The 24,854-nt window shown below is 42.0% G+C and carries 39 protein-coding genes and 1 other RNA gene; 7 read left to right on the top strand and 33 right to left on the bottom strand.

Going from position 1 to position 24,854, the window contains the following annotated elements:
- Positions 1 to 12 precede the first annotated feature (12 nt).
- The 16 genes from HXT55_RS05070 to HXT55_RS05145 all read right to left on the bottom strand — a co-directional run bounded on the left by HXT55_RS05070 (position 13) and on the right by HXT55_RS05145 (position 12,270).
- A complete protein-coding gene (locus HXT55_RS05070; RefSeq protein WP_421792628.1) occupies positions 13 to 2,631 on the bottom strand; it encodes a tape measure protein in 2,619 nt (872 codons plus the stop codon).
- Complete coding sequence (locus tag HXT55_RS05075) at positions 2,631 to 3,017, bottom strand: DUF5361 domain-containing protein (protein WP_016809866.1); 387 nt, start codon at positions 3,015 to 3,017, stop codon at positions 2,631 to 2,633. The genes HXT55_RS05070 and HXT55_RS05075 overlap by 1 nt, the downstream gene beginning before the upstream one ends.
- Before the next feature lie 2 nt (positions 3,018 to 3,019).
- Complete coding sequence (locus HXT55_RS05080; RefSeq protein WP_016809867.1) at positions 3,020 to 3,337, bottom strand: hypothetical protein; 318 nt, start codon at positions 3,335 to 3,337, stop codon at positions 3,020 to 3,022.
- Between the two features lie 107 nt (positions 3,338 to 3,444).
- The gene (locus HXT55_RS05085) at positions 3,445 to 4,038 is read right to left on the bottom strand and encodes a hypothetical protein (RefSeq protein WP_016809868.1); all 594 of its coding nucleotides are present in this window, start codon (positions 4,036 to 4,038) and stop codon (positions 3,445 to 3,447) included.
- Between the two features lie 11 nt (positions 4,039 to 4,049).
- A complete protein-coding gene (locus tag HXT55_RS05090; protein WP_421792631.1) occupies positions 4,050 to 4,415 on the bottom strand; it encodes a hypothetical protein in 366 nt (121 codons plus the stop codon).
- The gene (locus HXT55_RS05095) at positions 4,412 to 4,708 is read right to left on the bottom strand and encodes a hypothetical protein (RefSeq protein WP_016809870.1); all 297 of its coding nucleotides are present in this window, start codon (positions 4,706 to 4,708) and stop codon (positions 4,412 to 4,414) included. Before HXT55_RS05095 ends, HXT55_RS05090 begins: the two co-directional genes overlap by 4 nt.
- Position 4,709: 1 nt before the next feature.
- Positions 4,710 to 5,060 (bottom strand): hypothetical protein, encoded by a 351-nt coding sequence (locus tag HXT55_RS05100; protein WP_016809871.1) that lies wholly within the window; start codon positions 5,058 to 5,060, stop codon positions 4,710 to 4,712.
- On the bottom strand, positions 5,050 to 5,436 hold the full coding sequence (locus tag HXT55_RS05105; protein ID WP_016809872.1) for a hypothetical protein: 387 nt from the start codon (positions 5,434 to 5,436) through the stop codon (positions 5,050 to 5,052). Before HXT55_RS05105 ends, HXT55_RS05100 begins: the two co-directional genes overlap by 11 nt.
- Before the next feature lie 15 nt (positions 5,437 to 5,451).
- Positions 5,452 to 6,366, bottom strand: a complete 915-nt coding sequence (locus HXT55_RS05110; protein ID WP_415702309.1) for a phage major capsid protein — start codon at positions 6,364 to 6,366, stop codon at positions 5,452 to 5,454.
- A gap of 31 nt (positions 6,367 to 6,397) precedes the next feature.
- Positions 6,398 to 6,859: a hypothetical protein gene (locus HXT55_RS05115; protein ID WP_415702311.1), complete on the bottom strand. Its 462-nt coding sequence runs from the start codon at positions 6,857 to 6,859 to the stop codon at positions 6,398 to 6,400.
- Positions 6,860 to 6,949: 90 nt separating this feature from the next.
- The gene (locus tag HXT55_RS05120; RefSeq protein ID WP_016798148.1) at positions 6,950 to 7,198 is read right to left on the bottom strand and encodes a hypothetical protein; all 249 of its coding nucleotides are present in this window, start codon (positions 7,196 to 7,198) and stop codon (positions 6,950 to 6,952) included.
- A 111-nt stretch (positions 7,199 to 7,309) separates the two neighbouring features.
- Positions 7,310 to 8,479 (bottom strand): hypothetical protein, encoded by a 1,170-nt coding sequence (locus HXT55_RS05125; protein WP_230479115.1) that lies wholly within the window; start codon positions 8,477 to 8,479, stop codon positions 7,310 to 7,312.
- Complete coding sequence (locus HXT55_RS05130; protein WP_421792636.1) at positions 8,379 to 9,872, bottom strand: phage portal protein; 1,494 nt, start codon at positions 9,870 to 9,872, stop codon at positions 8,379 to 8,381. The genes HXT55_RS05125 and HXT55_RS05130 overlap by 101 nt, the downstream gene beginning before the upstream one ends.
- Complete coding sequence (locus tag HXT55_RS05135; protein WP_421792638.1) at positions 9,869 to 11,305, bottom strand: phage terminase large subunit; 1,437 nt, start codon at positions 11,303 to 11,305, stop codon at positions 9,869 to 9,871. The genes HXT55_RS05130 and HXT55_RS05135 overlap by 4 nt, the downstream gene beginning before the upstream one ends.
- Positions 11,274 to 11,717 (bottom strand): hypothetical protein, encoded by a 444-nt coding sequence (locus HXT55_RS05140; RefSeq protein ID WP_421792640.1) that lies wholly within the window; start codon positions 11,715 to 11,717, stop codon positions 11,274 to 11,276. Before HXT55_RS05140 ends, HXT55_RS05135 begins: the two co-directional genes overlap by 32 nt.
- A 184-nt stretch (positions 11,718 to 11,901) precedes the next feature.
- Entirely contained in the window at positions 11,902 to 12,270 is a 369-nt protein-coding gene (locus HXT55_RS05145; RefSeq protein ID WP_016797643.1) for an HNH endonuclease, read from the bottom strand.
- 48 nt (positions 12,271 to 12,318) lie between these two features.
- Here HXT55_RS05145 and HXT55_RS05150 point away from each other — a divergent pair, with 48 nt between their 5' ends.
- Positions 12,319 to 12,501: a hypothetical protein gene (locus HXT55_RS05150; protein WP_421792642.1), complete on the top strand. Its 183-nt coding sequence runs from the start codon at positions 12,319 to 12,321 to the stop codon at positions 12,499 to 12,501.
- Here the strand turns inward: HXT55_RS05150 and HXT55_RS05155 are convergent.
- The 10 genes from HXT55_RS05155 to HXT55_RS05200 form a co-directional block, all read right to left on the bottom strand.
- A complete protein-coding gene (locus HXT55_RS05155) occupies positions 12,467 to 12,616 on the bottom strand; it encodes a hypothetical protein (protein WP_421792644.1) in 150 nt (49 codons plus the stop codon). The two genes, HXT55_RS05150 and HXT55_RS05155, sit on opposite strands and share 35 nt — an antisense overlap.
- 179 nt (positions 12,617 to 12,795) lie before the next feature.
- A complete protein-coding gene (locus HXT55_RS05160) occupies positions 12,796 to 13,464 on the bottom strand; it encodes a hypothetical protein (RefSeq protein ID WP_421792646.1) in 669 nt (222 codons plus the stop codon).
- A 29-nt stretch (positions 13,465 to 13,493) separates the two neighbouring features.
- Positions 13,494 to 13,787 (bottom strand): hypothetical protein, encoded by a 294-nt coding sequence (locus HXT55_RS05165; RefSeq protein ID WP_410312248.1) that lies wholly within the window; start codon positions 13,785 to 13,787, stop codon positions 13,494 to 13,496.
- A 486-nt stretch (positions 13,788 to 14,273) separates the two neighbouring features.
- Positions 14,274 to 14,618 (bottom strand): hypothetical protein, encoded by a 345-nt coding sequence (locus HXT55_RS05170; protein WP_004137943.1) that lies wholly within the window; start codon positions 14,616 to 14,618, stop codon positions 14,274 to 14,276.
- A gap of 13 nt (positions 14,619 to 14,631) precedes the next feature.
- Positions 14,632 to 15,186, bottom strand: a complete 555-nt coding sequence (locus HXT55_RS05175) for a hypothetical protein (protein ID WP_075038561.1) — start codon at positions 15,184 to 15,186, stop codon at positions 14,632 to 14,634.
- A 56-nt stretch (positions 15,187 to 15,242) separates the two neighbouring features.
- The gene (gene ssb / locus HXT55_RS05180) at positions 15,243 to 15,737 is read right to left on the bottom strand and encodes a single-stranded DNA-binding protein (RefSeq protein ID WP_421792649.1); all 495 of its coding nucleotides are present in this window, start codon (positions 15,735 to 15,737) and stop codon (positions 15,243 to 15,245) included.
- Between the two features lie 21 nt (positions 15,738 to 15,758).
- On the bottom strand, positions 15,759 to 15,980 hold the full coding sequence (locus HXT55_RS05185) for a DivIVA domain-containing protein (protein WP_421792651.1): 222 nt from the start codon (positions 15,978 to 15,980) through the stop codon (positions 15,759 to 15,761).
- 1 nt (position 15,981) lies between these two features.
- On the bottom strand, positions 15,982 to 16,182 hold the full coding sequence (locus HXT55_RS05190; RefSeq protein WP_016797627.1) for a hypothetical protein: 201 nt from the start codon (positions 16,180 to 16,182) through the stop codon (positions 15,982 to 15,984).
- On the bottom strand, positions 16,179 to 16,376 hold the full coding sequence (locus tag HXT55_RS05195; protein ID WP_421792653.1) for a hypothetical protein: 198 nt from the start codon (positions 16,374 to 16,376) through the stop codon (positions 16,179 to 16,181). The genes HXT55_RS05190 and HXT55_RS05195 overlap by 4 nt, the downstream gene beginning before the upstream one ends.
- Positions 16,373 to 16,573, bottom strand: a complete 201-nt coding sequence (locus HXT55_RS05200) for a hypothetical protein (RefSeq protein ID WP_421792655.1) — start codon at positions 16,571 to 16,573, stop codon at positions 16,373 to 16,375. Before HXT55_RS05200 ends, HXT55_RS05195 begins: the two co-directional genes overlap by 4 nt.
- Before the next feature lie 73 nt (positions 16,574 to 16,646).
- Here HXT55_RS05200 and HXT55_RS05205 point away from each other — a divergent pair, with 73 nt between their 5' ends.
- Positions 16,647 to 16,823, top strand: a complete 177-nt coding sequence (locus tag HXT55_RS05205; protein ID WP_250309618.1) for a hypothetical protein — start codon at positions 16,647 to 16,649, stop codon at positions 16,821 to 16,823.
- Here HXT55_RS05205 and HXT55_RS05210 read toward each other — a convergent pair.
- Genes HXT55_RS05210 through HXT55_RS05220 form a run of 3 tightly spaced genes read right to left on the bottom strand, consistent with a single transcriptional unit; the run spans position 16,820 to position 17,906 of the window.
- Complete coding sequence (locus HXT55_RS05210; RefSeq protein WP_076002991.1) at positions 16,820 to 17,038, bottom strand: hypothetical protein; 219 nt, start codon at positions 17,036 to 17,038, stop codon at positions 16,820 to 16,822. The genes HXT55_RS05205 and HXT55_RS05210 overlap by 4 nt on opposite strands.
- On the bottom strand, positions 17,035 to 17,550 hold the full coding sequence (locus HXT55_RS05215) for a hypothetical protein (RefSeq protein WP_421792657.1): 516 nt from the start codon (positions 17,548 to 17,550) through the stop codon (positions 17,035 to 17,037). Before HXT55_RS05215 ends, HXT55_RS05210 begins: the two co-directional genes overlap by 4 nt.
- A complete protein-coding gene (locus tag HXT55_RS05220) occupies positions 17,550 to 17,906 on the bottom strand; it encodes a hypothetical protein (RefSeq protein ID WP_421792659.1) in 357 nt (118 codons plus the stop codon). The genes HXT55_RS05215 and HXT55_RS05220 overlap by 1 nt, the downstream gene beginning before the upstream one ends.
- Positions 17,907 to 17,938: 32 nt before the next feature.
- On the opposite strand from HXT55_RS05220, the gene HXT55_RS05225 reads away from it, so the two are divergent.
- On the top strand, positions 17,939 to 18,646 hold the full coding sequence (locus HXT55_RS05225) for a hypothetical protein (protein ID WP_421792661.1): 708 nt from the start codon (positions 17,939 to 17,941) through the stop codon (positions 18,644 to 18,646).
- A 50-nt stretch (positions 18,647 to 18,696) separates the two neighbouring features.
- Here HXT55_RS05225 and HXT55_RS05230 read toward each other — a convergent pair whose 3' ends face one another.
- Both HXT55_RS05230 and HXT55_RS05235 read right to left on the bottom strand, forming a co-directional pair.
- Positions 18,697 to 19,029 carry a hypothetical protein gene (locus HXT55_RS05230; protein WP_421792663.1) on the bottom strand — a complete coding sequence of 111 codons (333 nt, stop codon included), beginning with the start codon at positions 19,027 to 19,029 and terminating at the stop codon, positions 18,697 to 18,699.
- Complete coding sequence (locus tag HXT55_RS05235) at positions 19,023 to 19,283, bottom strand: helix-turn-helix domain-containing protein (protein WP_421792665.1); 261 nt, start codon at positions 19,281 to 19,283, stop codon at positions 19,023 to 19,025. The genes HXT55_RS05230 and HXT55_RS05235 overlap by 7 nt, the downstream gene beginning before the upstream one ends.
- Positions 19,284 to 19,379: 96 nt before the next feature.
- Between HXT55_RS05235 and HXT55_RS05240 the strand changes: the two genes are divergently transcribed.
- The 4 genes from HXT55_RS05240 to HXT55_RS05255 all read left to right on the top strand — a co-directional run bounded on the left by HXT55_RS05240 (position 19,380) and on the right by HXT55_RS05255 (position 22,524).
- The gene (locus HXT55_RS05240) at positions 19,380 to 19,802 is read left to right on the top strand and encodes a helix-turn-helix domain-containing protein (protein ID WP_421792667.1); all 423 of its coding nucleotides are present in this window, start codon (positions 19,380 to 19,382) and stop codon (positions 19,800 to 19,802) included.
- A gap of 114 nt (positions 19,803 to 19,916) precedes the next feature.
- Positions 19,917 to 21,143, top strand: coding sequence for a DUF262 domain-containing protein (locus HXT55_RS05245; protein WP_421792669.1), 1,227 nt, complete (start codon positions 19,917 to 19,919; stop codon positions 21,141 to 21,143).
- 132 nt (positions 21,144 to 21,275) lie between these two features.
- Positions 21,276 to 21,665: an ImmA/IrrE family metallo-endopeptidase gene (locus HXT55_RS05250; protein WP_421792671.1), complete on the top strand. Its 390-nt coding sequence runs from the start codon at positions 21,276 to 21,278 to the stop codon at positions 21,663 to 21,665.
- Between the two features lie 154 nt (positions 21,666 to 21,819).
- The gene (locus HXT55_RS05255) at positions 21,820 to 22,524 is read left to right on the top strand and encodes a DUF3800 domain-containing protein (RefSeq protein WP_421792673.1); all 705 of its coding nucleotides are present in this window, start codon (positions 21,820 to 21,822) and stop codon (positions 22,522 to 22,524) included.
- 80 nt (positions 22,525 to 22,604) lie between these two features.
- On the opposite strand, the gene HXT55_RS05260 is transcribed toward HXT55_RS05255, so the two are convergent.
- The gene (locus HXT55_RS05260) at positions 22,605 to 24,056 is read right to left on the bottom strand and encodes a tyrosine-type recombinase/integrase (protein WP_421792675.1); all 1,452 of its coding nucleotides are present in this window, start codon (positions 24,054 to 24,056) and stop codon (positions 22,605 to 22,607) included.
- 228 nt (positions 24,057 to 24,284) lie between these two features.
- Positions 24,285 to 24,681, bottom strand: a transfer-messenger RNA (tmRNA) gene (gene ssrA / locus HXT55_RS05265).
- Positions 24,682 to 24,854: the final 173 nt, after the last annotated feature.

A 24,854-nucleotide genomic window follows, 5' to 3' on the forward strand; every position in this document is an offset into this window, starting at 1 on the left:
TGTTCCCTTCTTTTATCTTCCTAGTGTTGCCATTTTGTTTAGCTCATTGTTCATTGGTTTTGCGAGTATTCCAGCCATGACTTCTCCGCCGCGACCGTTCAGTTTCAGTGCTACGCCTTGGCTCATTACTCCATCGAACGCATCGTATAGATCCTGCTTTGTTAAGCCTGTTCTTGATGCGTCGACTTCATAATTTGCTGCAACTTTTGCTATCTGGTTTTGTTGAGCGTTCCACCCTCCATCAGGTGGCACAACAGTAGTTTTCAGACGAATAGCATTAGAATCGTTGAACCAATTTCCAGATTGCTTTGTGAATCCTGCAACCTGCTTTTGTACGCCTTGCCATGAATCGCCAAGCCCTTTGCTGAAGCCTTGCATGATGGCGTTACCAGCTGGAATAAGTAGCTTCTTATCGTAGGATATTGGTCCCTTGTGCTTGGCAATCCACGAGCCAATGCCACTAACGAAGTTGCAAACACTCTGCCATGCATGACGTAAACCAGCAAGAAGGCCATCAAGAATCGCGCGGCCAGCATTCAAAAGCCATTGGCCAGCGCCGCTGAAGAATCCAAGTATTCTATCTTTCAAACCAGCAATAAAGTGGAATACTGCATCAACCCCAGCTTTGGCACCGTTTTTAATGCCATTCCAAACGTTACTGAAGAACGAACTAATACAATTCCAAGTGCTATTCCAAATATTGCTGATACACCTTAGCACGTTGCTAATAGCGCTACTGATCCAATTCCATGTCGACTGGCCAAAGCTTTTGATACCGTTCCAAACGTTACTGAAGAACGAACTAATACCATTCCAGCACTCGCTCCAAGCGTTGCTTATCGATTGGCAAATAGACTGTAGTTTTGACGTGAGCCAATTCCAAGCAGCTTGTGCCGCTGCTTGTATACCGTTCCAAACGTTAGTAAAGAACGAACTCACAGCATTCCAGCCCGCGTTCCAAGCATTGCCTATATCATTGAGCGTTGCTTGCAGTGCTGTCCCTATAGTATTAATAAAGCTCATAAATGCATCACACAAACTCTGCCAAGCTTTTCGCCCAACTTCCGTTTGTGTAAAGAACCAAATAAGCCCAGCTACAACAGCTGCTATAACTGCAACTAGTGCACCTATAGGATTCATGTTCATCACAACGTTAAAAGCTGCTTGTACTGCTGTAGCTATTTTTGTTACAGTTGACCAGATTGCTGTTGCGATTTGTACTGCTTTTATCGCCCCAGCCCAAGCTAACCAAATACCAGCAAGAGGCGTTAATACTGGAGCAAGGAATTTAACTACTTGCAAAACGCCATTTAGTAAATCGAGTACAACTTTTAATGCTACAGCAAGAGATTTAGGGGGAAATAGCGCACCCCACCCTCCGACAATGCTGAATACCTCTTTGAAAATGTCGCACAGCGATTGCCATATTGCTTTGAAAGACTCGAATACTCCAACGTTTTGCATTGCTGCAAATAGTTTTCCAAACCAGTCAACAACTCCACTAATGGCTGCTGACAATGGTGCTTGCATTGAGTTGGTTAGGTCTCCGATTGCATCTGCAATTGCGCTCATTGCTTGAGTTGTTGGTCCTTTGATTGAGTCAAAGATTACCATTCCAGCTTTTACAACGGACGCTTGCAGATTCCCCCATGCGCCTTCGATTGTTACTGTGCTTTGTGCGGCTTTTACGGCAACATCATTAAAACCTAGGTCAAGCAAAGCTTGATTAAATGCTTCGCTGGTAATTTCGCCTGCGCGCATCGCGTCAGCAAAATTACCAGTGTATACACCGTTTTTCTTAAGCTGTTCCTGAATCTTGCCAGATGCGCCTGGTATTGCCTGCGAAAGCTGTCGCCAGTTATCTGCTGTGAGTTTTCCAGCGCCAGCAGTCTGAGTAAGCACCATTGCTACGGACTTAAAGGTGTCCTTATTGCCGCCTGCAATTGCGTTCAAGTTGCCAGCCGCCTCAGCGAGCTTATCGTAATTTGCTACGCCGTTTGAAGCGAGCTGTGCTGTAGTTGAGCGTATATCTTCAAGATCATACACAGTTTTATCTGCATACGTTTGTGTTGATTTGGTAAGCTCTTTAATCTGCTTATTGCTTACTCCTGCGAATTGTAAGGTTGCGCCAAACTTTTGTGCAGAGTCAGACGCGCTCATGATTTCGCTAGTAATACCGCCAAAAGCGCCAAGAATTTTGCTGGTAACAGATTGTGCTATGCCGCTAATCATGCCCATTTTTAAGCCAAAACCTTTAGCAAACCCATTACCTGCGTTTTCACCGCTTTTTTGCGCATGAGATGCCATAGAGTTGAGTGCTTGCTGGATTTTCCCGCCTATCCCTGCTGCTTTTTGCGAAAAAGTGCTTGCGTAACCTGTGCCTGCTTGTGAGCCTTTTTGTATAACAGTAGAGTTGGCTGATGTTAGTTTTTGGGCAATATTGCTTCCGATTTTGCTAATGTTTTGATTGAATCCAACTGCATATTTTTTGCCAGATTCAGAACCTTTTTGAGAAACACTATTGTTGGCATTGTTGAAAGCATCACAAATAGCCTTACCTACGCCTTTTGTAGATGGCACTATTTCTACGAAAGCGCGCGCAATGTTAATACCGGTATCACCTCTTGCCATTATTTGCCTCTTTCTCTATCTATCCCAAGCAAAGCGTAAAATTCTTCACTGCTTTCCGCATGGCCTGTTTTGATTGTGGTGCTGTTACCGTTTGTTTTCGAGCCAGGCCGCTTAATCGTATTGCTGAACTTTTTGCCTTTGCTTGCGTCTTTTGTTTTGCAAAATGCTAGAAAAGCTGTATTGTCTGCAATATTTGCAAGCAATTGTCGCGTTGTATCCCATTGTGCTTGTGGGTTGATTTTTCCCCAAATAAGTGCACAGTCTGGCAAATTTGCTGCCAAGTCAGCCATTCGCCTAACGCGTATACTTTCGCCTGTTTCATCTAAGTTAAGCCCGTAGAATCTTTGAATGTCCGCGCGTAAGGTATCTGGCGCGATGCGTAGCATTTCTACGAGCGTGAGGAGTTTGGGGAGACTTTACGCAAGTATTCAGATACGAAAGAGGATACTTCTTCCATAGTGATTCGTCCTGTTTCCTTATTTCGTAAAGCGTTTTTAACTTGCTTATACTTTTCTCCAAAAAGTCGTTTAAGTAATGGAATAAGTGCGAAAGCGTTAGGTTCTGTATCGTCTGCTGGGTTTAATTGTGAAAGAAGCTCCAATGTTTCCAGGTCGTCTAGCACTTGTGGGTCGACTGTAAGTTCTACGCCTTTGATGGATACAAGAATTGGCTCATCTTTAGGCACGATTTTCTTTTCTTGTGTCATATTTATTCCTTTTTTAAGAATATGTAAGAGGGTGAAATTTCCTTTCGGTTTGTTAAGAGCTGCTCACGTAAGTGAAAGGAATAAAAGCCCTACGTGAGCAAGATTTATCAGCTGTGATTAGTCTCTGAAGATGCACCACTAACTGGCAACGATGTTCCCAAATCTGCAAAGTAATTGTACGAGTTATTGCCTTGCTTATCTGGGAAAGTGTTAAATGTTACGCTGTATGTAATGGCATCTCCGGCATGATATTGAACATCATCAGAATCCGTAAGAATTGCATCGGGGAATACTTTGCGTTGCTTTTTGTTCATACCTTCTAAGAGAAGCTCTGCAACAATGCTTATATGCTCAGCCTGTGGCATTCCTGTAGTGTAAGAAGTTACATCTTCTCCATTAGCTATGACGCGATTGCTTCCGTATCGAGTTCTAAGCACTGTAGCTGTTGTTTCTAGCATCGTGAACTGAACTTTTTCTGAATAAGAAGCGATAAATGACGCTGCTGTTTTCCCATCCATATCATCGATGTCTGTAGTGTCCATGTCGGTGCTGGTGGTAATTCCGTCTTTGTTCAAGTCTGCTACATTCTTAAAAGCATCGTCAAGCTTGTCTGTAGCATTTGTAGGCAACGGCGTGCCTGCTGGCGCTACGAAAAGTACTCCGCCTGGGAATTGTTTTGTTATAGCAATTTTTTTAACCATAAAAATCTCCTTTATAAAGGTGTGTTAATTCTGAAATTCACCATGAAACGGTGATGATATGGGGTGTCTGGGTCTGGGTAGATTGTGACTGTATCGATGATCACGCTTGCAACGTTTTCTGCATGCTCTGGCATTGCCATAAGTGTGAATGCAAGAGCATCTGCAGCTTCTGCGGCTTTTATTTGGCTTGGTGCATAAATTGATGCAGAAAGAGCGTAAATTCTTTTTCTGTCGCTTATACTTATGCCATTTTTTTCCACCGTTATGAAGCTACTTGAGCTTGTTGCATTTTGTGGCACAAGCCCTGACGCTTCAAACCCGTCAATGCGTCCATCAGTGTTGAGGTAAGTGATAACTGTTTCTTCGATGGTTTTCATTTACCTGCTCCTACAGCTTTTGCTAACCAGTGATGTCGTCCTTCTGATCGCATTGTTGCCAGCCATTCTTTGGAAGGATTGCTTGCTGCTGTAACGATTGCAACGGCACCGTGTTTAGTATCTTTTACTGGCAACGCCACATATTTCGGATGTATTCCGCTTTTTGTGGTTGTTGCCATTGATGTAGCATTTGACGCAATTTCTTGTGCTACTTTTGCTACTACCGTGTGTCCTGCTGCTCTTCGCAGCTGTAGGAAGCCGTCAAAGTTCAATTTAACGTTATTTTTACTCACATCATCCTTCCTTATCTGTTACGTCAACTTCGAGATTCCAAGCAGTTGGGCTCATTCCGCCGTCTAGTGGCTCTGGATCTCCTAACACTGAATATTCGCGCCCTCGAATCCGAATTTTTGCTCCTCGTAGGCTTTTGTAAGTCCATGAGCGAGGGAAGTAGCAGATGCGTGACACTTCTATGCCGTATGGTTGTAGTTCACTATCCGCATTTGCGTTAGCAAATACTCCGCTTCCTGGAGAAACAAGCACATTCTCTACTTGTTCCTCTTTTGGTTCTGCTTCTATAGGATTGTTTAGCGCGTCAACGCCGTTAAATACTGGGAAAAGAACGGTTACTGTTTCACCTTTCATCTGAATCTCCTATAAGGTTCACATGAAAGCCTGTTTGCGCTCCTTGCCCTCGTATTAAGCGTTTTTCAGCACGAGTCAAATACAAGTCACCAGCTGGATTCGTAAAACTCCACGATTGTGAGAAAGCTCCCACGGTTTGTGACGTTTGCGTTACTCCAGTCATTCCGTCGCCGACATTTTCAGCTGCTGCAAGAGCGCGCCTTACTACACTGCAACAAACGAAGCAAAGTAGCCGCTTGTTGTCTGTGAGTTTTGGCGCGCTTGCTTGCATAAGAGCTGACGCATCAGATATCAGTGTTTCTACCGTTTCACGGTTTCGCGTTGAGGCTGCTGGGTAGCGAGCCTTTACGTCGTCAAACGTTGCGAACACTTCCATGCCGACGCCTCTCTATTAATGGGACACTACTGCAGATCCAGCTGGCGCTTTAACAACAGCGAAACGTTCTGCGAATACGTACCATGCGTACTGAACTTCCAAACGCAATGCAATCTGATTCATGCGCTTCAAATCGCCCTGACCATCTGGGTCGCCGTATTGGATAAGCTCCAATGGAAGATTGCGCTGAATGCCCCAATATACGCCATTAGTAAAGTCACCAACAATAGCTTTAATGCCACTGTCTTGCTTCATTTCAGGACGGCCGTCTACGGTAGTAGATACAGCTGTCTTAATGCCCTTATACTGAGTCATTCCAGTGCCGAATCCAAGTTCCGGATACATTAAATGACCTTGCTTGTCCTTGGCTGTAGCAAGAGCGTAAGCAGCTGGCTTGGAGAGTGCTAAACCGTTTACGTCAAATCCTTCGCCGTCTGTTAAAACTAAGCCAATTGCCTTCTCAATGTCTGCGTCAATGCTTGCAGTAGCGTCAACGGTTTTCTTTGTAGAAGTAAGATAGTTCGTCCAGTCGGTTGTTGTACCGTTTGCTGGGTTTACACGATGGAAGACTCCGAAATCAAGTGCACGAGCCAACGCTACAGCGCCTTCGTCTGAGAGAGTTTGCATAATGCCAAGCTGGTAGTCTTCATCAGCCCACAACACTTCGTTGCTAAAGCGCATTGTTACCTGAGTTTTATGTGGAGCTACGGTTACATGCCCAAAACTTGCGTTAGTTGCACCTTTATTAGCGCCTTCTGCAACAAATTCTGCACGCGGCTTCGAGTCCAAGGTAACAAGCGTGGAATTACCAAAAAGTGTTGGCTTTGCGGCAGACAATGCTGCAACAGCCGAGCCAGAGGTTACACCTTTTACAATTCCCTTTACCAAGTGGTCAGGGAGCTTTAGGTCTTTAGATTCTAAAATTGACATAATTTTTTACCTTCCTTACATAGGGTTTTGTTTAATCATTAGAAAAAAGTTTGCGAACAAATGCACGTGTATCGTCTACTTTTAAGCCGTCTGGCTCATCGTTAAGGCGAATGCTGTCTGTTCGTGGTTTGGAAAACTCTTTAATTACCGCCGCGTGATCGCGTAATTCTTTTTCTGTTGAACCGCGCAATAGTGCAGCTGGTACGCCAGTTTCTTTTGCGACGAGTTGTGTGAGTTCATCGTGTTTGCGCTGTGTTTCAATAGCAGATAGTTTTTCTTTCAGCTTTGCTTCAGATTCTTCTACTGCTTTGAGTTTTTCAGCTGCTTGTTCTGAACTCTTGGCTCTGGCTTCCCATTTGCGTGCAAACCCGCGCCATTTTTCAGCTTCCGCTTTGTAATCTACTTCCTCGGTTTTTTCTTCCGTTGAAGTAGTTTCGGCATTGTTGAGTTCTTCGACCTTTTCGGTTTCTGTCTCTTGTGTTGTGTTTTCCAACTTTTCTCCTTAATAAAAAAGCCCCATGCGGGGCTGGTTAATAAAAAACCACCTTTTGCAAGGTGGCTAAAATCTGATAATTGCTATAAGTTATAGCGTAAATTCGTTAGTATCGTTTAAGTATTCTTCTTTAAGTTCTCGTTCAAGTTCTGCTCGTTTAGCACAATAGACTTTTGCACAATTAGCACATAAGTGGTGACTGAACCCAACATTTATCCAGCCTTTAAGTGGAGAATCTTCCCTCAAGTCAAATCCTAGTGTTGGTTCTGCTTCGGGTGCACATTCGACTTTAGCTTTGCAATGGTCACAGAATAGTGCAGCTTTAGCAAGATATGTCATGTTAATCCCTTTCTAAGTATTGAATAAGATAAAGCCATATGATAGAATTGAAATGAAAGCTAGGGCTCCTCTTACCCTTTAAGCTCGTAACGAGTTGGTTTGAGGGTATGACTAGCTTTCGTATATTCCAACTGTTTTGCCATCTTTAATAATCCATACTTTACTTAAACGTACCTCTACGCGCCGTAAGCGAGATTTTGCTGTTTTAATTATTTCGCTTTCACTTATAGGAGTATCTGTAATATCCAATATGAGATTATTGCTTTGCTTGCTACCATGCTTGAGCGCGTTCATTATAGTGTTTTTACCGTTGCCTGAAATAGTTTTTAATTCCCATATTTCTTTATCTATTGTAAAATCAGGGTTTTTCTGATTTTGTATATTTTTAACTGGGTTTGCTGTAATATTATGCCCTGATTGTGCAATCCATTGCATAGCACGCTTTTCTTTACTGTTAACACGCGCTCCGTCGGGTATATTTATTGAACCTTTTGAACTCTTTGCGTTATTAACTGGCTTGCATTCGTCAGAACAAAGTCCAGGAGTTTTCCGTAACTGTGCAAGAATTTCTTTCATGCTTGGTTCAAAAACTTCGCTAGCTTTTTTACCGTTTTTGCGAGCTTCCGCCTTATTTTTCTCCCAAACTATTTTTTTAGCTTTATCCCATTCATCACTAAGCGCGTCAGGGTTGTAGCCTCTAATTTTGTTTGGATTTGCATCCCACTCAGGGCAAGCTACGCAATCGCAATGATTGTGCATAGCGTGAGCTGTTTCTTTAGACTTGTACACAAACCCACGGCCTGCGAGCATTGTGCAAAAAGCGCATGTTTTGCCTTGTGGCACTAGTGCATAGCGTGGTTTTTGGGGGTCGCGCTTGCAGTTTTCTGCGATTGTTGCGCGTCCTGGTATTTTGACCCATCTATCCATGGCATCAACTATTGCTTCGTCAAACTTGTTCCTGTTTGAAAGTATGTGATCGTGTATTTCTTCAACGATTGCTTTCTTGGAATAAGTTTGTGCGAGTGACGCTTCGAAGCCATCATCAACATCAGGCAATGCGTCTGCACGGACTTCTTCATACCATTTTGCAGCAGCCATGGCGATTTGTTCGCTATATTGTGATGCTACTGCTGGGATTAGTTCGTCTATGAGAGCAATTCGAGCAGCTTCTGTTGGTGCACTAGCTATTTTCTGCAGTACTTCCTGTGCTGCTTGTTGCGCTGAGTCGCTTATCTTCTTGTTGGCTGCTGCTAGACGATTCGTATCCTCCCTTGTTACCAATTGTCGTCTCCTTGCCTAGCAAATTGTTAAGTGAATCAAGCGCACGCGTTTTTCGTGCTTCGCTGAGTAGGGCCCTGCTTTCTGCGTCACTGAACCCTAGTTGTCGCCATGCGATTTCGTTCATTGCGTACGATGGGCATGTTGCTGCAACTTTATTGAAGAAGTCGCCTCTAGCTCCCATGCTTACTTCTTGCGTTGGTTTCCATACAACTTGTGCCGCATAAACATCTGGAGGAATTGTTGTCATTCCGTCATTTTGTAAGCAAACTGCAATGCCGAGCGCTTTGATGATTGATTGGCTAAAAATCAGGTTTTGCCTATCTGCTTCGCGCGTTAATTTGCGTTCTGCTACGCTCATTGCTTCAGCACTTGTTGGGTTTGATGTTGTAATACCAAGGTCGCATGCTGGCAAACCTGTTTCACTAGCTACCATGAGTGCAATCGTTTTTAGCATTTCCGAGTGTGGAGTCATGCTTGCTTGCGTAATCTGTTGCAAGGTTGGAGTGTCTCCGTCCTCGTCTTTCGTTACACCGTTGATTGCACTAATGTAGTTACTCCATTGCGCCTTTTGTGCATCTTCAGAAAGACCTAAGAACCATAGCTTTGGAATACTGTAGAATTCTGCAGTTGCTTCCATTCTTACGAAGGTTCTAATTGCCATATCTGTATAGCTCATAAGCGGTCTTGTGATTCGGCTTCGCCCAAATGGCCTGTCGAGCTGTGGATCGTAGCAAATTGGTACTACGGATACGCCTTGATAAGACTGTTTAGCGAGTGTTGCTTTCCATGCGCCTTCAACTTTTTTAACTTCGTATGAGTAGCCTTTGAGCCAGAATCTTATTTCGTTGACTTCGTTTTTCTCATTTGTTCCTGTAATGGTCATTGCGGCTTTTACTTCTTGGTGAGCCATGTCCCATAATGCGGAACTATTGAGCGCACTTCTAGGTACGATTCTTACTGCTCCATCTGCATCAGCGTCCTTATATATTGCCAAGAAGCTGCATGAATGCTTGTATGCACTGATGATAGCTTGTGGCAAAATCACACTGAACTGGTTTGCTTCTGCGATTGCGCGCATGTTGTGTACATCGTCGCCGTTGATTTGTAATCCGTCGTAAACGCTTAAATCAGCTAATGCTCTTACTGCTTTCGCGCTCCAACCAACGACTGCTTTAACTCTGCGAGCTACATCTTCTGGAATGGAAATGTTCAGGTTTTTAACTGTTTCGTCTGCGTTAAAGTATTTTGTTCGTTTTTGATTACTTTCGTAATGTTGTTGCCATGTGTCGTAGAGCCTTTTAATGGTTGGCATGTCTTTTTCGTCTACGCCATCAATTTTGCTACCGAATGACAACAGTTGCGAGCTTGTGTTCTCAAAATCTTGTAACGTCATACTAATAGCCTCTGCTTTCTTCCAGGGTGTCGTTTGCTCACGAATGCTGCGTGTAATGCCATTGTGCAAGACACGAGTGGTGTGGTATCTACGTCATCGCCTAACTTTCCCCAGGCAAAAAGTCCGCTTTTGCCAAGAGGTCTTGTTGATGCGCCTTTTACTGCTGCTGCGAGTGCTGGCTGATCTTCATCTGGTAGGTGTGTAAGTTTCCCAGCTGCTAGCATGTCCATGAATCTTCCGCATGCTTGCCCTACGTCTCGCATTGTTAGCGATATTGTTGGGATGTGTGCGTCTGCGAAATCTTGTAAGAGTATGCCTGTTGCACTTCCTGCGTCTATTCCGACTCCTAACATGTTGCGTTTGCGCTCTGCTAGAAAGTCGATGAGCCAGTCTGTGCCTTCTGTGAGTGGATGTGATTCTAAAAATTCAATGTGTGCGTATCCGTCGGGGTATTTCATACAAGCAGATAATGTTAAGCGGTCTCGCGATGGTGGAATTTCTACGCCGTATGCTTTAACGCCGCCTTCTATGCGATTGCTTATTGTTGCCGCTTGCCATTGTTTGTCGCTGATTGCGGATGTTGCTAATGCGAGTTCGTCCCATACTCCAAGAGCTTCGCGCCTGAATGAATCTTCAGAAAATTGTCTTCGTAAGCGTAATATAGCCAGTTCGCTTGTTCTTGATGGATAAGATGGGTTTGCTTTGGCCCATTCTTCTCTATCATCTAAGTTGCAATCTCTGTCTGCGCTAAATTCTAGATATATTCCATCTCTATCTGATCCTTTTAATAATGCTGTGCGCTTATCTCTAAATACTTCTCCAGGGTCGCATGGTCTCGGCGGCGTGCCCATATAGAAAGCTAATGGGTTTGAAGCTGTATTTAATGTTGGCAATGCGTTGTCAAGTGCTCTATTTGTTAAAATTTGCGCTTCGTCGAAAACTATAACGGAAACTTCATGTAACCCTCGAAAGCCTCTCTCGCGAGAACCGAATAAAATTCGTGATTCGTTTGTAAATTCAATCGCTTGTTGACCGTTTGCTTTGCGTATTTCTTTTACAAATCTTGCTATTCCTCTGTTGTTTTCTATCAGTTCTTTCATGTCGCGAAAAGTTTCATCGCTTGTTCTTGAGTGATGTGCCGTCCAAACAGCAATAGTTTTCTCGTGCATTAAACATAAAAAGACTACAATCATTCCGATCGTATACGTTTTTCCAACTTGGCGAGGCAAGCTCATTACTACGCCAGACACTCCTGCAGCAAACTTGCCATTACTGCGTTTGCCTAATATGTACATGCCTAATTCAGACTGCCACGAGTCAAAGGTTACGCCGTATCGTAATGCTTTCTTTTGTAATGCTGGGAATTCTGATGCAACTATTCCATCTGGGTATATAAAGTGCCTAGCTTTGGTCTGGAGTAAAGACTGCGTCAAAAGTTACCTCCGAATCCATATTTTCGTCGTCTTCTTTTTCGTCATCAACTACGCCTGCTAGCTTTTCTGTTATTTCTATGTATTGTTTTGCCATGCTTGCCAATGCGCTTGGCGGCGTATCTGGACTTATGAGAGCTGCATGCAAAATGTCGCGCGCGAATCTTAACTCGTCTTCAAGCCTACTGTCACACATTCTATCGAATGCGTCTTTTGTTAATTCGTCGGTCGGTATTGTCGTTTTTATTGGTTTTGATTCGCCTGGAATCTCAAAAAGTACTTCTTGTCTTTTTGATTTTGTTGATTTTGGGTTCTTTTTTCGGTGCGCATCGACTCTACATTTCTCGCTACAGTACATTGGAGCACGTCCGCGGCCTGTTGTTTTGAAAAAACGACCACAATTTTTGCATTTCATGGCTATTTTTGCTCCTTTTTGTAATGAAAAAATCACCGTGTAACGATTTGGCTGTAACGTAATGGCTATTTAGTGGGGGGATTTTAGCCCTTTGTCCGGCTTGGTTTCCTTTATAAAATCGGGGGGTTACTCCCCCTGCCAACATGCTCTAAGGTTGCAACGTTTTGTGTTGCGTTACTCGTGTCTACCAATTCGAGTGTCTGTTTTTCTGATTGTAAGCGTCGCAACATGCTTCAGGCGCTACACCTGTGTCTAATCCGTGTTCTTTCTCGTATATTCTTGCTTGTGCCCAAGCTGCAGTGTGTGCTTTCTTAAGTTGATTGCATTGCCTGTGTGTAAGTCGAACGTTGTTCCAATCCGTTGGACTTCCACCTCTACTCACTGGAACTATCTCATCTACTTCAGGACTCAATGGGTCTGGAGTCTTAATAGTTTTATCTACTGGCTTGCCGCACAAGTAGCAAGTGTCATAGTAAGCAAGCACTCGTTTGCGCATTGCTTTGCGTCTGCTCCCATACTTACTACGGGGGTTACTCTTTGGTTTCTGTGGCATATGATGTATTTAATATAAGACTAATAAAAGCGAAAGGAGGTGGTATTTGTGTCTATTAAAATAAAAGTTGATTCAAATGCTTTGAACCAACTAGCCGATGAAGCTATGAGCCAATTTGTTGAACAATCTAAAGGTATGTGCATTGTATGTGGAAACCCAATTGAACCTGTAGATTGTCCTTCTAATAACATTGTCGCTATTCATCCTCAGTGTGCATCTGAGCTTGAGTAATGCTCTTATTCTGTTCGTTTGCGTATTCGTCTATCCAATCTGCGAAAGCGTGAGCGAACTTTTTTATTTCTGTTAAATCAGGAGTAATAGTAAGTGTAATTGTGGGCTGATTCATAGTTACTTCCTTGTGTATGCAAAAAGCCCCGAGGTATTAACCACGAGGCTTTCTTTAACGTCTTTTATTTTCTAGTGCGTGTGGTTTCTTTCTTTGCGGCCACTTCACACCTCAGTGTGATTATATCAAATAACTGTGAATCTTTGTCAAGTACTTTTCTTTTCGGGAGTGTTGAATGATTAAAACAATTTCTTCTTTACTATTTCTCCTATTGGCCATTTAATTCCATTTACGCTTTTTGAAATATGAATCCTTCCAGTACTTGACAGTTTGCGCAAAGTAGCAGGCTTTATATCTATGCCTGTTTTCTCTCTGATAAACTCCGACGCTTGCTTGCTACTCCCAACATAAGTAAGCTTTGATAATTCTTTACGAGTATTGCTTAAAACTTCATTGCTATTCGTCACTGATCTACATGATTGGCAAGTAATGCATTCTTTAGTGCTTTCATACCTCAATGGCCTTCTGCAATTTGGGCATAATCCAAATGTTTTTAAGAATTTTGGGTTTGTATCTGCTAGCACTTTATCTCTAATATTTTTTAATTGCTCATAAGATATTGACGCGCTGGCCAATAAGACTATTTCTTTTGCATTATCTTTAAGTGCTTTAACTACTGTAATGATTGGTGAAGTTTGTGCAATCGCTAAATTGTTGCTGCCGAGTTGGCTTAATATTTCACGCTCTAAACTTTCCAACTCATCAAGTTTATCAAGCGCGCTCAAGTTTACTGGAGTTACACTTCTGTTTACATGAGTATGATACCCCGATTGATTACGCTTTACTTCGCAATATGCCAACATTGATAACTGCTTATTTAACGATGGAAGCGAACCAAGAAGCTTCATATATTCACGTTGCTCTTTTACAGTGTAGATCATAAGATTCCTTCCAAATGATTTATAAGATTTTCAGTATTCCAGTAGCGTATTCCATGTTTCTTAAATGGTCTCGGCATTAAACCGCTACTTATAAGTTGTTGCAATGCATGAATCCCATGTATGTCATACTTACTTAATGTTCTTAATCCGAGTGCAGTAATAATGTAACTTTCATCTACTTCTATTTTGTGTATTGAGTTAAGAATTTTGTACAAGTAAGAAAGTCTAAAAGTAAGTTTTTTTAACCTCTCTTGTTTTTTACTAATATTTTTATCTTGACTATGTTTCACAATTTCCTCCTCTCGAAAATTCCATGTACTTTCGGTGGTGAATTGCTTGAGTGGGACGACCTAGTCAAGGGGAAAAATAAAAATTGAGAAAGCTTTTTCGGCTTTCTCAATCTCATTTTCTCAATGACTTTTAGGTCGTCCATACAGCGCTTTCGGCGGAGCCATGCCATCGCGTATGACGAGTGAAAAAAAAATATCCACACGGCGGTTTGCTGTAAGGCTCTGGCTTTGCCATGTTCGCTTATCTGGTCGTCCTGTCATAAGACACCTTGCAGCATCAATTCCCGACTCTTTCCGCTCAATACCGCGGAACGCTTATGTTATCGGTAGGGAAACCGATATAGGTCTTTACAGCGGCTATTTACGCTGCCTAAGAGGCGTAAGTCTATGCCGCATTAAATTGTCCCGCATTTGGCCAATGCGAGTACTGTAGAGGAACTAGAAAAACTTTTACCTATTCCAACTGCCCCCTGCAGATTTAACGTTCTAATATGCCTTAAAAGGGTTTACGCTGATTTTTTGTTTTTGGTTAGAACTCGCTTTTTCATCTTGCTCATTTTTTGCCCAATACCCATAAAGTTCTAAAGCATACGGATATGATCTATTCGTCTTGCAACTATGTGCATATACAAGCTTGTTGTAGTTTTGTGGTTTTATTACAACTTCTTGCCTATTGGCAAAAATGGTTTTATTGAAGTACTGCGAACCTGTAAGCGCAACTGGAACTATCTCAGGTTTTGCGTACGCGCTATTAGCATAAATGCGATGCGCCTGTTCAAAATATCTCAATCTCGGATACAAAGGTTTATACTCAGAATATCTTTTTATCATTGTTTACTCCCTTTTACGCTGCTTTTTGTGGAACATATTTCACGTATACCGAATAGGATTCATCACATTGCAGTATTCGTGCCTCAAAATGGCCTTTACTGGCTACAAACGCCCTATATCTAGCATTCCTTACTCGTAAAGCCGTATCAGATGCTGTATGCCTTGTAAGACCTTCTTTGAACAGCGCCACACGATTTGGATTAGCTTTACATTTGTCAACAAAATCTTTGTAATGCAATGGATAAGCAAACTTCTCAAATGACCCTTCAGGCCAGTTTTCAAGCAACTCCTCCGAATTTGTAGAAATATTGTTGCTTTTAGATTCTGGCTTTTTCTGTTGATTAAGATTCTTTTCTTTTGCTTTCCTTGGTTTTTGCTGATCCTCAGGAGCTTTCTTTTCTTCTAAAGCCTGCTTGTAAGCTTCTTCTAACGATTCCACGCCTATTTCTTGCATGTATCGTTTAACAAGTCTCAATTCTCTAGAATCTAACGTATTAATACCATCGCATTTTGCGATAATAACCAATTCGCACGCTTCTTTTCGCCTTGCTGCAGATAGTGGTGCCATTATTGTTCCTTTCGTAAGGTTTGTATATAGTTTTCTAAAATTCGTTAATTTAGTTATTAAAATGCTGGTTCTTCGCTGTAGTAGTTGTCTATATTGCTTTTTGAAGCCCAAGGTTCTTGACTAGCCGCTTGAGCTTGTTGTGATTGCTGCATTGTCTGAGGCTGTGAAATCATTTGCTGAGTGCCTTGCTGCTTTATTTGCGTGATTTGCGCTGTTGCAAATCGCATTGATGCTCCAATATCCTCTACGCTGAGTTTGATTGAAGTGTGACGTGAGCCATCTTCTGCTTCGTACGTGCTTTGTTCTAGCTTCCCATACGCGATAACTCTCATGCCTTTTGTAAGGCTTTTAGCTACATGTTCTGCTAACGCTCTCCATGCTGTGCAGCGCATAAAAACGGTGCCGGCATCTTTGTATTGCGAGGTTTGTGGATCAAGCACACGAGTGGTTGCAGCAATTGTGAAATTCACTACAGTAGTGCCGTTAGGAGTAGTGCTTACTACTGGGTCTTTTGTAAGGTTTCCTGCAATGTAGTATGTGTTATCGCTCATGACTCTTCCTTATTTAGCTAGTTATTCAGCTAGTAGTCCTGCAGTTTCAAGTTGTGCACGATATTTTGCTGCTGCTTGTACTGCTTTTATCCATTCATTGCCGAGTATTTCAATGGTTTCTTGGACTTTTTCTAATGCTTGATCTACTTCGTATTCGTCGTACCCGTTTGGCATTCCAAAAAATCCAGGGCACTCCGTGAATTGCATATTTTTTACATCTTGTGGCGTTAGCAAGGTAACCATTTCATTCACCTACATACTTTTCTATGCTTGTGTTTGTAATGTAAACTTTGCTGCCTGGTAAGCGTCCGTGAGGCATGTGCAAGATTCCTGCGTCTACAAGCTTCATCACGGCACGCTTATCCATGCTAAGTTGATCGCATACTTCTTTAAGGCTCCATAGCCTTTTGTATGGGATTCTTGGTGTAAGTGCTGATGTGCTCATTGTTTGTCCTTTTCTATGTTTTTGCTGCCTGTAATTTCAGTTGCCGCTATTACACCCGTAATTCCCATGAGTATGAGGAACAATCCGAGTGGCACGCATAAGTAAAGACTTAAGTTGTAGAAAGCGCTAAATACAAGCGCTAGGCCGCTTATTGCTATAAGCACACCGATGATCATTGCTATACGCTTTTTCATTGTTCTAATAGTCTTTCGTCAATTATTGATACTGAACGAACTTCAAAAACAACTGCAATAATTGTTCCTGCAATTCCCAAAATGTTTGCTCCGTTAAAGCAATAAGCCATATTCCTTATTGCCGCCCAAAAGCTAATAGCAAAGCACACAAGGCTTATGAATGCTGTTATGTACGGGTATTTTTGTACGAAGCTCATTTTGCCTCCTTTGTAAGCTGTAATTGCAGTTCTTGTAACTGCTGTATTAAAAATTGTTTTGAAAGGTTAAATTATGGATTATTCAAATCAGCAAGAAATTAAAGAAGGCATAGGCAATATAGAGTTTGGTACTAGCATTGCTGCAGACCTTCAAGATTCTGCTTCTAGCCGCGAAATTAGGGAACTTGCTAAGGCTGTGCATTTTATTGGGTTTGGCGCTCAACAAGTTGCAAAACATTTGCAAAACTAGCATTTATGTTTGCTGATTATTACTGCTAGTAGAGCTACTACTAACGCGCTTATAGCAATTATTGGGGTCATTGCTTGTGCTTGTTTTTTACATGCAGTGACCTTATCTTTTGCCCACTCATCAATAACGTGGTACATAAAAATTCCTTGCTGAGCGTGTTTTAGCTCATATGTTTCTTGTGATTCTGGCACTTCTGGTTCCCCGTTCTTGCTCATTGTTCTTCCTCTGAGTCCTCTTTATATTTTTCGATGTAATCTTTGAATGCCTTGTAGGTTGCAAATAGCTGATATTCGTATTCGTGCTTCGCTTTTATGAGCTCTGCTTTCTTGTCGTCCAAACGATTGCATATAACTAGCAATTCAAGATTGGGGTTATTCTTACGCACTAAGTCCTCCAAGATTCGCATGTCCTCCAAAGAAAAAGCTGAGCCCAGAGTTTGGTCAATCTCATCGTCAAGATTCGTATCATTTTGCACGTCAACGAGTGAAATAGCTGTAATCATATCCAAGAAAGATAGCAACGAAAGCCATGTTGCCTGTGCCTGACTTTCACGCACACAATGTTTGGTCATGTACTGTTGGAGATTTATGTTTAGATCTTGAAGCGTAGAACGAAGCTCTTCTGGAGCTTGTAAAACGCGTTGAAGCGCTAGAATGTAAAGTCCTCGACTACGTTCCATAGCTACGTTTTTCACCTCTTTGCCCTTGCTATCAGCTTTCTTTCGCATCACTCTTCCTCGCTTTCTTTTTCGCCAGCGTGGGCGAGCTTGCCACTAACGCGGCAGCGAAGTTCGAAGGCTTTTTGTCTTGTTTTGCGATATTTATCTATCTGCTCGGCGTATGCTTCGTAAAAATCAGCTTCCACGCGCTCGAAGGCTGCTCCTTTAATGACGTTTGCGCCTCTAGGAGCTTCGTCATACGCTTTTTGCGCTTTCATGTAGCCAGGGAAATTCTTCTTTGCTTCCTTTACGAATGCCTCAAGCTGGTTTTCCTTAACAGAAGCCTTATACGCTTTCTTAAGCAGCTTCTTGAGCTTCTTGTACTCTTTATTACCTTTGCGCTCTTTGCTTTTTTGTTCTTCCATTTCTGTTCCTTTCTTCCTTTACACTTTTGTGTATGCCTAATATTGCTGAGTTAATAACGCTTGTTCTTACGTTTATTGCCGTTTCGCTGACTTTCTGGCAAATTTGCCGCACTGAGTGGTCTCGCCCTCAGAACGCTCTACGTTTGCATGATGTAAAAGGATTAAATTCGTATTATCAGCATGCAGATGGTTCTATGTGGCGTGATATCACTTTTTGTGTTTCTTCTTGTGGCGATGCTCCGATTTTGAATGTTTCTGTTCATTGCCCGGAGTCTTGCAGAAAGTTTGTTCAGTCGGATTCGCAGAACAAGATTGAATATTTGCATTATGATTCAAAGAGTTTGTTTTGCCATTTTTGCGCTCCTCGTGATGCTCTCGTTGAGTTTCGAGTGCAGGGGTTGCGCAATTCGCTGGTTGGAGTGCACCCTGTTGCTTATGGCTGGAGGATTGTGTTTGAGCCAGATTCTCACCCGCGAGTTGATTGGTGGGTGTGGTATAAGACCGCTTACGCACGAGTGTTGGTTTATAATAGCTTATGCCTTCTGCACAAACTATTTCGCAAGAAGGCTCGTACTCATCGTTGGCTTGAGCCATGTGCTCATTACGTTGAGTCGTGTTCGCAACGTCGTCTGGCTCTTGGTAAATATATTGTTTCTCGTGAGCCATATTGGAAATCAGCAATTCTTGATGAATACGTTGCAAACGAGAAAAAATCCCAGACAAAAGAATATCGACACTAATTATTGCCAATACAATTGATAATGTTTGTATTGCGCTGTGCATTGCCTCCTCACCTCCCTATTTCGTTGAGTAGTCGCGTTTCTGCGTCTTTACTGGCGTGATGCGTTTCACTGACTTTGCAGAGTAGTTCTGCATTGTCTTCGTTGAATTTGTCTTGTTGCTTATTAAGTTCTTGTAGCGCGTCGTGATATTTTTGTTGCGCGTCTCTGACTGCTTGTTCTGCTTTCTTTATTGCTTGGCACTTGTCTCGCGCTTCTTTGACTTTGTTGAGCGCGTTTTCTTCTTGATCGAGTGCATTGCGATATTCGGCTACGAGTTCCAAGATTTTGGTTGTGTCCACGCCGCAGTCTGTGTTGAGCACGCGGTTTATTCCGTCTAACATGGTTGACTCTTTTCTTTGCCTGCAAGTGCAGCTTGCTTATGCTTAAAAAAGTCTTCAATGCTATACTTTGTTACTTTTGATAACCTTAAAAGTTCTGACACATCAAAAGGTGAGGTATTTGCAGACTTAAGCCTGCGTGTAAGCGTAGTGCGCGGAATTCCAGTTTTCTCAGCAGTTTCTGAGAGTGTTAATCCAGATTCTTCCAACGCATACTTTACATTATTTGCGACTGTTTCTGCAGTAATTGTGACCATATCTTGCATAGTAGTGACCAATTGGGCTACTGTCAATCTCGACACACCGACCGAGTGGGCATTTTTTATTTTATATACGTGCTGTATGATGACCATATGGACATAAACGAAGCAATGGCAAAATCAATTTCAGCGGAAAGAGCTGCTGCTGGATTGACCATTAAAGAATTAGCAGAAAAATCGACAATCAACGAAAGAACATTGTTGAGACTGCTGAAAAGTGAAAGAAATATAAATGTGCGTCATGTGGCGCTACTTGCTGAAGTTTTTGACTTAAAACCGCACGAACTTGTTAAACAGGCTGAAATTTATATGCAAAGAGAGCTACGTAAGAAAATGGAGCAGCCAGAGCTATCTGCAAATCCCGAGTCGAGTGCGTCTTCTGTATCTTCAAGCAACTTGGATGATGACTATGTGAGCCACGTTGCTGACATGATTGCTGCTGATCCTTCTCAGTTTGCTCTTATGGCTCATACCGACCCTAACAAATTCCTCGAATCCTCCACCCCTCATGACTAATTGCATTACTTTCCGTAGGTTCTACACTATGCAAAAATTTGTAGAACCTACAAAGTAATATGGCAATTATCCGCAATTTAGCATTTTTTCTATGTAGGTTCTAAAGGTGTTACTATGGTTTTTCAGAGAATTAACATTACGGGTTCTGTGCAACCTATGCTTTCTATTCTTTCGTCAATACGAAATGTTCAGGCTAATGGATTGGATTTAGCTCCTGACTATCAGCGTGCTTATATTTGGTCTGATGATTATAAAGACCAGCTGATTCTTAGCATTATTCTTAATTATCCTATTGGGAATATTGTTATTAACAATCTTGACCACCCAAATTCTCGCAATGCTAGGCAAGAGCTGGTTGACGGTAAGCAACGTTTGACTACTATTTTGCGCTTTATTGAATCTGGGAAAGTTTCACAATGGATTGATGATTCAGATGATTGGTATAGACTTAGTAAGAAAAATTCTGACCAGGCTAAAGAAATAATCAAGGGTATTGTCGGTAAGTCTGATCCTGAAGGCATGGAAAAAATGATGCGTGCCTCTCGTTTATCTTATAGTGACTTACCATCTAGTATTCAAATGAATTTTAATTCTTACGGCTTGCCTGTTTATACTATGCAAGCTGCAGACCCTGCTCAAATTAGAGATTATTTTAAGGTTCTTCAGAATCAAGAAAAACTTCGTGCTGGAGAAATTATTCATGCAATGCCAGATAATCCATTGAGTCAATATTTTTACGATTCAAATACTGTTGGTTTTATGGAGAAGATTTCTGGCACGTACCAGCGTGCTGATCTTGAGAAGATTTATTATACGATGATTGGATTGTGGTCTGATAAAATTTTAATCAATTCTGCAGATACAAAGACAATTAACTTTGTTGAGAATCTTCACAAACCAACCAATGAGCAAATTCACTATGCTTCTTGCTTAAAAGAAACCATAAACAGAATTGCGAATATGCCGTCAGGTATTACTACTCCTAAGTCAAATAAGCGTACTGCTAAATTATTGTTTGGACTAGGATTATTAGACCCTGATTTTTATAACACTAGCAAGATTCTTGATAGAGTAACCTACGTATGTAAATTATCCCAAAAGCTAGCGGCGTTTAACTCTAGCGACTCAGACGATGTGTCGTTTTCTAAGTATTTCGGAGATGAGTATCGTAATAATAAAGAATATTTCGCGAGTACTCGTTCTTCGATGTATCGTTTTATTTATGCTGCTTCATCACGCAGTACAAGCAAAACAGATTTTACTCATGCTATGAAAATTATTAAGCTGTTAGCTTCTGAATCTATTCAGGCTGCTGAAGAATATTATAAATCGCTCGTATAGTTACTTGAGATGCACAAAACAATAAAAGCAAAAAGCTCTAGACCCCCCACCTAGAGCTTTCGCCGACCGAGTACTCCCAATCCATTTCTATTGAGTATAACGCATTGTATTGATTTCGTTGGGGTTTGCATTATGCTTCATTTTGATTCGCTTTATGATGAAGCCGCGCGCCTTGGTGTGCGAGTTGAAGAGCGCAGACTCTCTGGTAGTGTGTGCGGCTATTACTACGATGCTTGCAAGCTAATTCTTCTTGACGAACGTTTGGCTGATCATCAGCGTTTGTGTACGCTGTGCCATGAGCTGGTTCATGCTGAGTATCGTGATGTTTCTTGCGGATTTGATTCGCGCTTTGAGACTCGTACAAGACGCATAACGGCTTCTAGGCTTATTAGTGATGTTGATTACAAGCTTGCTGAATCAATGTATGGCACTGATGTTTGGCTTCTTTCTGAAGCTCTTGGTGTTACTTGTGATGTTATCCAGGATTATCGCTCTTTCCTCTCCACTCCCGTTCTTGTGTGATGTCTTAACTTTCATGTAAATTCTTATACACAGGCATTTATTGCGCTGTATACGTGGGTAACTGAATTAACGTTTAAGCGGCGTGTTCCGTCGTCAGTCCCACGGCTAGAAAAGGCCGCGTTTGCGGCTTTTTCTATAGTTAGAGGATTGTTATATGAATATTTTTGTGTATGCGGATGAATCTGGAGTGTTTGATTATAAGCACAATGATGTGTTTGTTTTTGGCGGTCTTATATTTTTGGATAAAGATGAAAAAGATTCTGCACAGCGTTTGTATATTGCAGCTGAGAAAGTTCAGCGCGATAATGGTGCCGCTAGCGGACATTCAGAGATGAAGGCAATTTATCTTGAAAATAAGCAAAAGTATTCCATGTTTCGCTCTATGAATCATTATCATCGTTTTGGCGTTGTTGTTGAGCAAGAATATGTTAATAAGAAGATTTTTGATAACAAGAAAACTAAACAACGATATTTAGATTATGCTTTTAAAATTGATGTTAAATCTGAGTTGCAGAAAATGCTTTATAATAATGAGATACGCAAAAATTCTATAGAAAACATATATGTTTTTATGGACGAACATACTACAGCAACAAACGGTAGATATGAATTACGTGAAGCATTAGAGAATGAATTTAAGAATGGAACGTATAACATGACTTGGGAAAAATATTTCCCACCATTGTTTCCTGGCATGAAGTCAGTTGATTTGAAATTAAAAGATTCAAAACAAGATGCACTTATTAGAGCAGCTGATATTGTAGCTAATAGGTTATATTGGGCTGCATCAAATAAAAATTATAATCAAGTAAAAAATTCTATTGATTTTATTTTTCTACCTAGGCAACACGAATGCTAAAAGTATTTAACAATAACAACCAAAAGGCGTTGAAAATTGCGATTTTTGCATTTTCAGCGCCTTTTTTGCGTGTTTTTTGCCTAAAGTAGCCGTGAAAGTAGCTGAATTTGATTTTCTGGCGGCATTTGGCTGATTATTGTTGCTTGTCTTGTTTTGTCTATTGCTTTGAGTGTTGTTACTTGCTGATCTAGTGTGAGTGCTGCTAGTACTGCTATGAGTGGGTCTTTTTCTTGATTTTGTGTAGGTCCTACATTACTTTGCGTAGGTTCTACAGTTTTTTGTGTTTCAACGCTTTGTTGTTTTATGCCGAGTTGTTCTTCTTTTGCTTGTTCGTTAAGTCTGGCTGATGTTCTTTTGCGTTGTGCTTGGCTGATTTGCTGGTATACGGATACGGTTTTAATGTCGCTATGTCCTGCGACTTCCATGAGTTCTGCAAGGCTTGCGCCTGCTTCTCCGTAGTGTGTGAGTGCTGTGTGCCGAAGGTCGTGGAAGTGCATGTCTTTTAGTGATGGCATGTGTGCTATTGCGCGGTTGAAGCTTTCTCTAAGGCTTGCTGGTGCAACGAACGCTCTAGGTGTGCGAGTATGTAGTATCAGCTCATCTGGTTTGCAGCTTGGCATTTGTTGCCGCATGTGCATTTCAAAGTATTCGCGCGTCCATTCTGGTATTGGTACTTTTCTTATGCTACTTGCTGTTTTTGGCTTGCCTACTTCAAGACGTCGTTTTTGTCCTAAATGGTTTATGCTTTTTAGACTTTTGTTGACGCTGATTGTCATTGCGTTAAGATCTACGTCATTCCTGGTGAGTGCGCAACATTCGCCTTCGCGCAATCCGCACGCTCCAGCTAGCATGACTCCGATGCGCAAATGTGGTGCCATCATGCTGTATATGTCAACAAGTTGCGCAATGCTGATGGCAATGCTTTCGTGCCTTGTGCGTGGTTTTTTGAGTTTGAGCGTGCAAGGGTTGCGCTGCAGCAATGTTTCTCCAGTTGCGTTTACTTCTTTTGCACAAGCGTAGTTGAATATGCTTCTAAGTAGTGTGTAGCAGTGTGATCGTGCTACTGTGTTTCTTCCTGTAAGTTCGTCACAGTCGAACGCGTCGTACCAGTTTTGTATGTCTTTGCTTGTGATTGTTTTGATGCGTCTTTCACCAAATGCTGGTAGTAGGTAGTTGCGCAATCGTCCTTCTTTGTGCGATTGCGTGGTTTCTTCAAGCTTGCTTCCGTCTGGTTTGCGCTGATTTTGCATATAGTCGTCTGCTAGCTGAGCGAATGTGATTGAGCTTTTGTCTATTTCGTGACGGTTTATTTTAGCTGGTGGTGTCCATGTGCCTAATGCTATTTCTTTTTCTGCGTGAGCAAGCCATGCTTCTAGCTCTACGCGGTAGGCTGCTGGCAATGTTCGAGTAAATTCTTTTGGTAGCGATGGGTTTTCTGCTAAGGCTGCTGGAGGTGTTGGATAGCGTGCTTCGAGTGCTTGCCCGTATGATCGTGTTACTTTTCTGATTTTTCCGAATTTGCGCCGTGCCATTAACGTTCCCCTTATTTAACAGTTTTATACCGTTAGGACGGTGAGAGGCGTCAACTTTTGTACCTTGATTTTTTGACGCCCTCTGCAACGCCTTTCATAATGTATTATATGGTAGCAAAATGTATTATTTTGCACAATTCAATATTAAAAGCTTTTGAGTCTAAGGCACTGAAAACACTGGGATTTGCTACAAAAAACGCCACTGTGTGAGCAGTGGCGTTTTTGCGTTTGTGGAGTCGCGGGGAATTGAACCCCGGTCCGGAAACCGTACCCTCAGTCTTCTACGTGCGTAGTCTGCTGGCCGTACGGCAGTTTTTCTGCCCCCATGTTATCGCAGACAATTCATGGCGAGCATATCTACAGTAAAAGTCCCTGAACTACCCTGCAGCTCGGCAATTCAAGCAAGTCTTCTAATGACGTTTAGCACCACTCCGAAGACGTGAGTGGGTAAACGGAGCAGCTGCTCACTGGTTAATCCTGGCGCGAAGCTCAGGCAGCAAGAGCGAACTCAGTGCGATTAGATTTAGCACTTATTCTTTTGCGAAAGGACGTTTACGAGTGGACTTTCGCATTCTCGGCACGCTTCCCCGCGGCGAACAGATCACCGTCGAAACCGATCGACCCCTTTTGATTTATCAAACTATCAATTAGATACTGGCATAAAGCCAGAATAATCATTATAAATAAACGTTTTAACAGAGTCAACCTGTTTTAGAATATTGATTTATTTCAGACTCCCCCAAAGCTCACATAAAGCTCAACTAAAGACTCACCTAGAGCTTATTCCAGACTCACCCA

The sequence above is a fragment of the Gardnerella sp. KA00718 genome (assembly GCF_049244285.1).
GTDB classification, from domain to species: domain Bacteria; phylum Actinomycetota; class Actinomycetes; order Actinomycetales; family Bifidobacteriaceae; genus Bifidobacterium; species Bifidobacterium vaginale.

What these genes read in the sequence shown, in the direction of transcription:
- HXT55_RS05225 (WP_421792661.1), top strand. Translation starts at nt 17,939, where the DNA reads ATGCCTAATATTGCTGAGTTAATAACGCTTGTTCTTACGTTTATTGCC.
- HXT55_RS05200 (WP_421792655.1), bottom strand. Translation starts at nt 16,573, where the DNA reads ATGAGCTTCGTACAAAAATACCCGTACATAACAGCATTCATAAGCCTT.
- HXT55_RS05120 (WP_016798148.1), bottom strand. Translation starts at nt 7,198, where the DNA reads ATGACATATCTTGCTAAAGCTGCACTATTCTGTGACCATTGCAAAGCT.
- HXT55_RS05245 (WP_421792669.1), top strand. Translation starts at nt 19,917, where the DNA reads ATGGTTTTTCAGAGAATTAACATTACGGGTTCTGTGCAACCTATGCTT.
- HXT55_RS05190 (WP_016797627.1), bottom strand. Translation starts at nt 16,182, where the DNA reads ATGAGCACATCAGCACTTACACCAAGAATCCCATACAAAAGGCTATGG.
- HXT55_RS05215 (WP_421792657.1), bottom strand. Translation starts at nt 17,550, where the DNA reads ATGCGAAAGAAAGCTGATAGCAAGGGCAAAGAGGTGAAAAACGTAGCT.
- HXT55_RS05130 (WP_421792636.1), bottom strand. Translation starts at nt 9,872, where the DNA reads ATGACGTTACAAGATTTTGAGAACACAAGCTCGCAACTGTTGTCATTC.
- HXT55_RS05145 (WP_016797643.1), bottom strand. Translation starts at nt 12,270, where the DNA reads ATGCCACAGAAACCAAAGAGTAACCCCCGTAGTAAGTATGGGAGCAGA.
- HXT55_RS05170 (WP_004137943.1), bottom strand. Translation starts at nt 14,618, where the DNA reads ATGATAAAAAGATATTCTGAGTATAAACCTTTGTATCCGAGATTGAGA.
- ssb (WP_421792649.1), bottom strand. Translation starts at nt 15,737, where the DNA reads ATGAGCGATAACACATACTACATTGCAGGAAACCTTACAAAAGACCCA.
- HXT55_RS05185 (WP_421792651.1), bottom strand. Translation starts at nt 15,980, where the DNA reads ATGGTTACCTTGCTAACGCCACAAGATGTAAAAAATATGCAATTCACG.
- HXT55_RS05195 (WP_421792653.1), bottom strand. Translation starts at nt 16,376, where the DNA reads ATGAAAAAGCGTATAGCAATGATCATCGGTGTGCTTATAGCAATAAGC.
- HXT55_RS05205 (WP_250309618.1), top strand. Translation starts at nt 16,647, where the DNA reads ATGGATTATTCAAATCAGCAAGAAATTAAAGAAGGCATAGGCAATATA.
- HXT55_RS05085 (WP_016809868.1), bottom strand. Translation starts at nt 4,038, where the DNA reads ATGGTTAAAAAAATTGCTATAACAAAACAATTCCCAGGCGGAGTACTT.
- HXT55_RS05140 (WP_421792640.1), bottom strand. Translation starts at nt 11,717, where the DNA reads ATGAAATGCAAAAATTGTGGTCGTTTTTTCAAAACAACAGGCCGCGGA.
- HXT55_RS05255 (WP_421792673.1), top strand. Translation starts at nt 21,820, where the DNA reads ATGAATATTTTTGTGTATGCGGATGAATCTGGAGTGTTTGATTATAAG.
- HXT55_RS05100 (WP_016809871.1), bottom strand. Translation starts at nt 5,060, where the DNA reads ATGAAAGGTGAAACAGTAACCGTTCTTTTCCCAGTATTTAACGGCGTT.
- HXT55_RS05070 (WP_421792628.1), bottom strand. Translation starts at nt 2,631, where the DNA reads ATGGCAAGAGGTGATACCGGTATTAACATTGCGCGCGCTTTCGTAGAA.
- HXT55_RS05075 (WP_016809866.1), bottom strand. Translation starts at nt 3,017, where the DNA reads ATGCTACGCATCGCGCCAGATACCTTACGCGCGGACATTCAAAGATTC.
- HXT55_RS05250 (WP_421792671.1), top strand. Translation starts at nt 21,276, where the DNA reads ATGCTTCATTTTGATTCGCTTTATGATGAAGCCGCGCGCCTTGGTGTG.
- HXT55_RS05080 (WP_016809867.1), bottom strand. Translation starts at nt 3,337, where the DNA reads ATGACACAAGAAAAGAAAATCGTGCCTAAAGATGAGCCAATTCTTGTA.
- HXT55_RS05235 (WP_421792665.1), bottom strand. Translation starts at nt 19,283, where the DNA reads ATGGTCACAATTACTGCAGAAACAGTCGCAAATAATGTAAAGTATGCG.
- HXT55_RS05220 (WP_421792659.1), bottom strand. Translation starts at nt 17,906, where the DNA reads ATGGAAGAACAAAAAAGCAAAGAGCGCAAAGGTAATAAAGAGTACAAG.
- HXT55_RS05105 (WP_016809872.1), bottom strand. Translation starts at nt 5,436, where the DNA reads ATGGAAGTGTTCGCAACGTTTGACGACGTAAAGGCTCGCTACCCAGCA.
- HXT55_RS05110 (WP_415702309.1), bottom strand. Translation starts at nt 6,366, where the DNA reads ATGTCAATTTTAGAATCTAAAGACCTAAAGCTCCCTGACCACTTGGTA.
- HXT55_RS05260 (WP_421792675.1), bottom strand. Translation starts at nt 24,056, where the DNA reads ATGGCACGGCGCAAATTCGGAAAAATCAGAAAAGTAACACGATCATAC.
- HXT55_RS05160 (WP_421792646.1), bottom strand. Translation starts at nt 13,464, where the DNA reads ATGAAGCTTCTTGGTTCGCTTCCATCGTTAAATAAGCAGTTATCAATG.
- HXT55_RS05240 (WP_421792667.1), top strand. Translation starts at nt 19,380, where the DNA reads ATGGACATAAACGAAGCAATGGCAAAATCAATTTCAGCGGAAAGAGCT.
- HXT55_RS05175 (WP_075038561.1), bottom strand. Translation starts at nt 15,186, where the DNA reads ATGGCACCACTATCTGCAGCAAGGCGAAAAGAAGCGTGCGAATTGGTT.
- HXT55_RS05090 (WP_421792631.1), bottom strand. Translation starts at nt 4,415, where the DNA reads ATGAAAACCATCGAAGAAACAGTTATCACTTACCTCAACACTGATGGA.
- HXT55_RS05230 (WP_421792663.1), bottom strand. Translation starts at nt 19,029, where the DNA reads ATGTTAGACGGAATAAACCGCGTGCTCAACACAGACTGCGGCGTGGAC.
- HXT55_RS05210 (WP_076002991.1), bottom strand. Translation starts at nt 17,038, where the DNA reads ATGAGCAAGAACGGGGAACCAGAAGTGCCAGAATCACAAGAAACATAT.
- HXT55_RS05155 (WP_421792644.1), bottom strand. Translation starts at nt 12,616, where the DNA reads ATGAATCAGCCCACAATTACACTTACTATTACTCCTGATTTAACAGAA.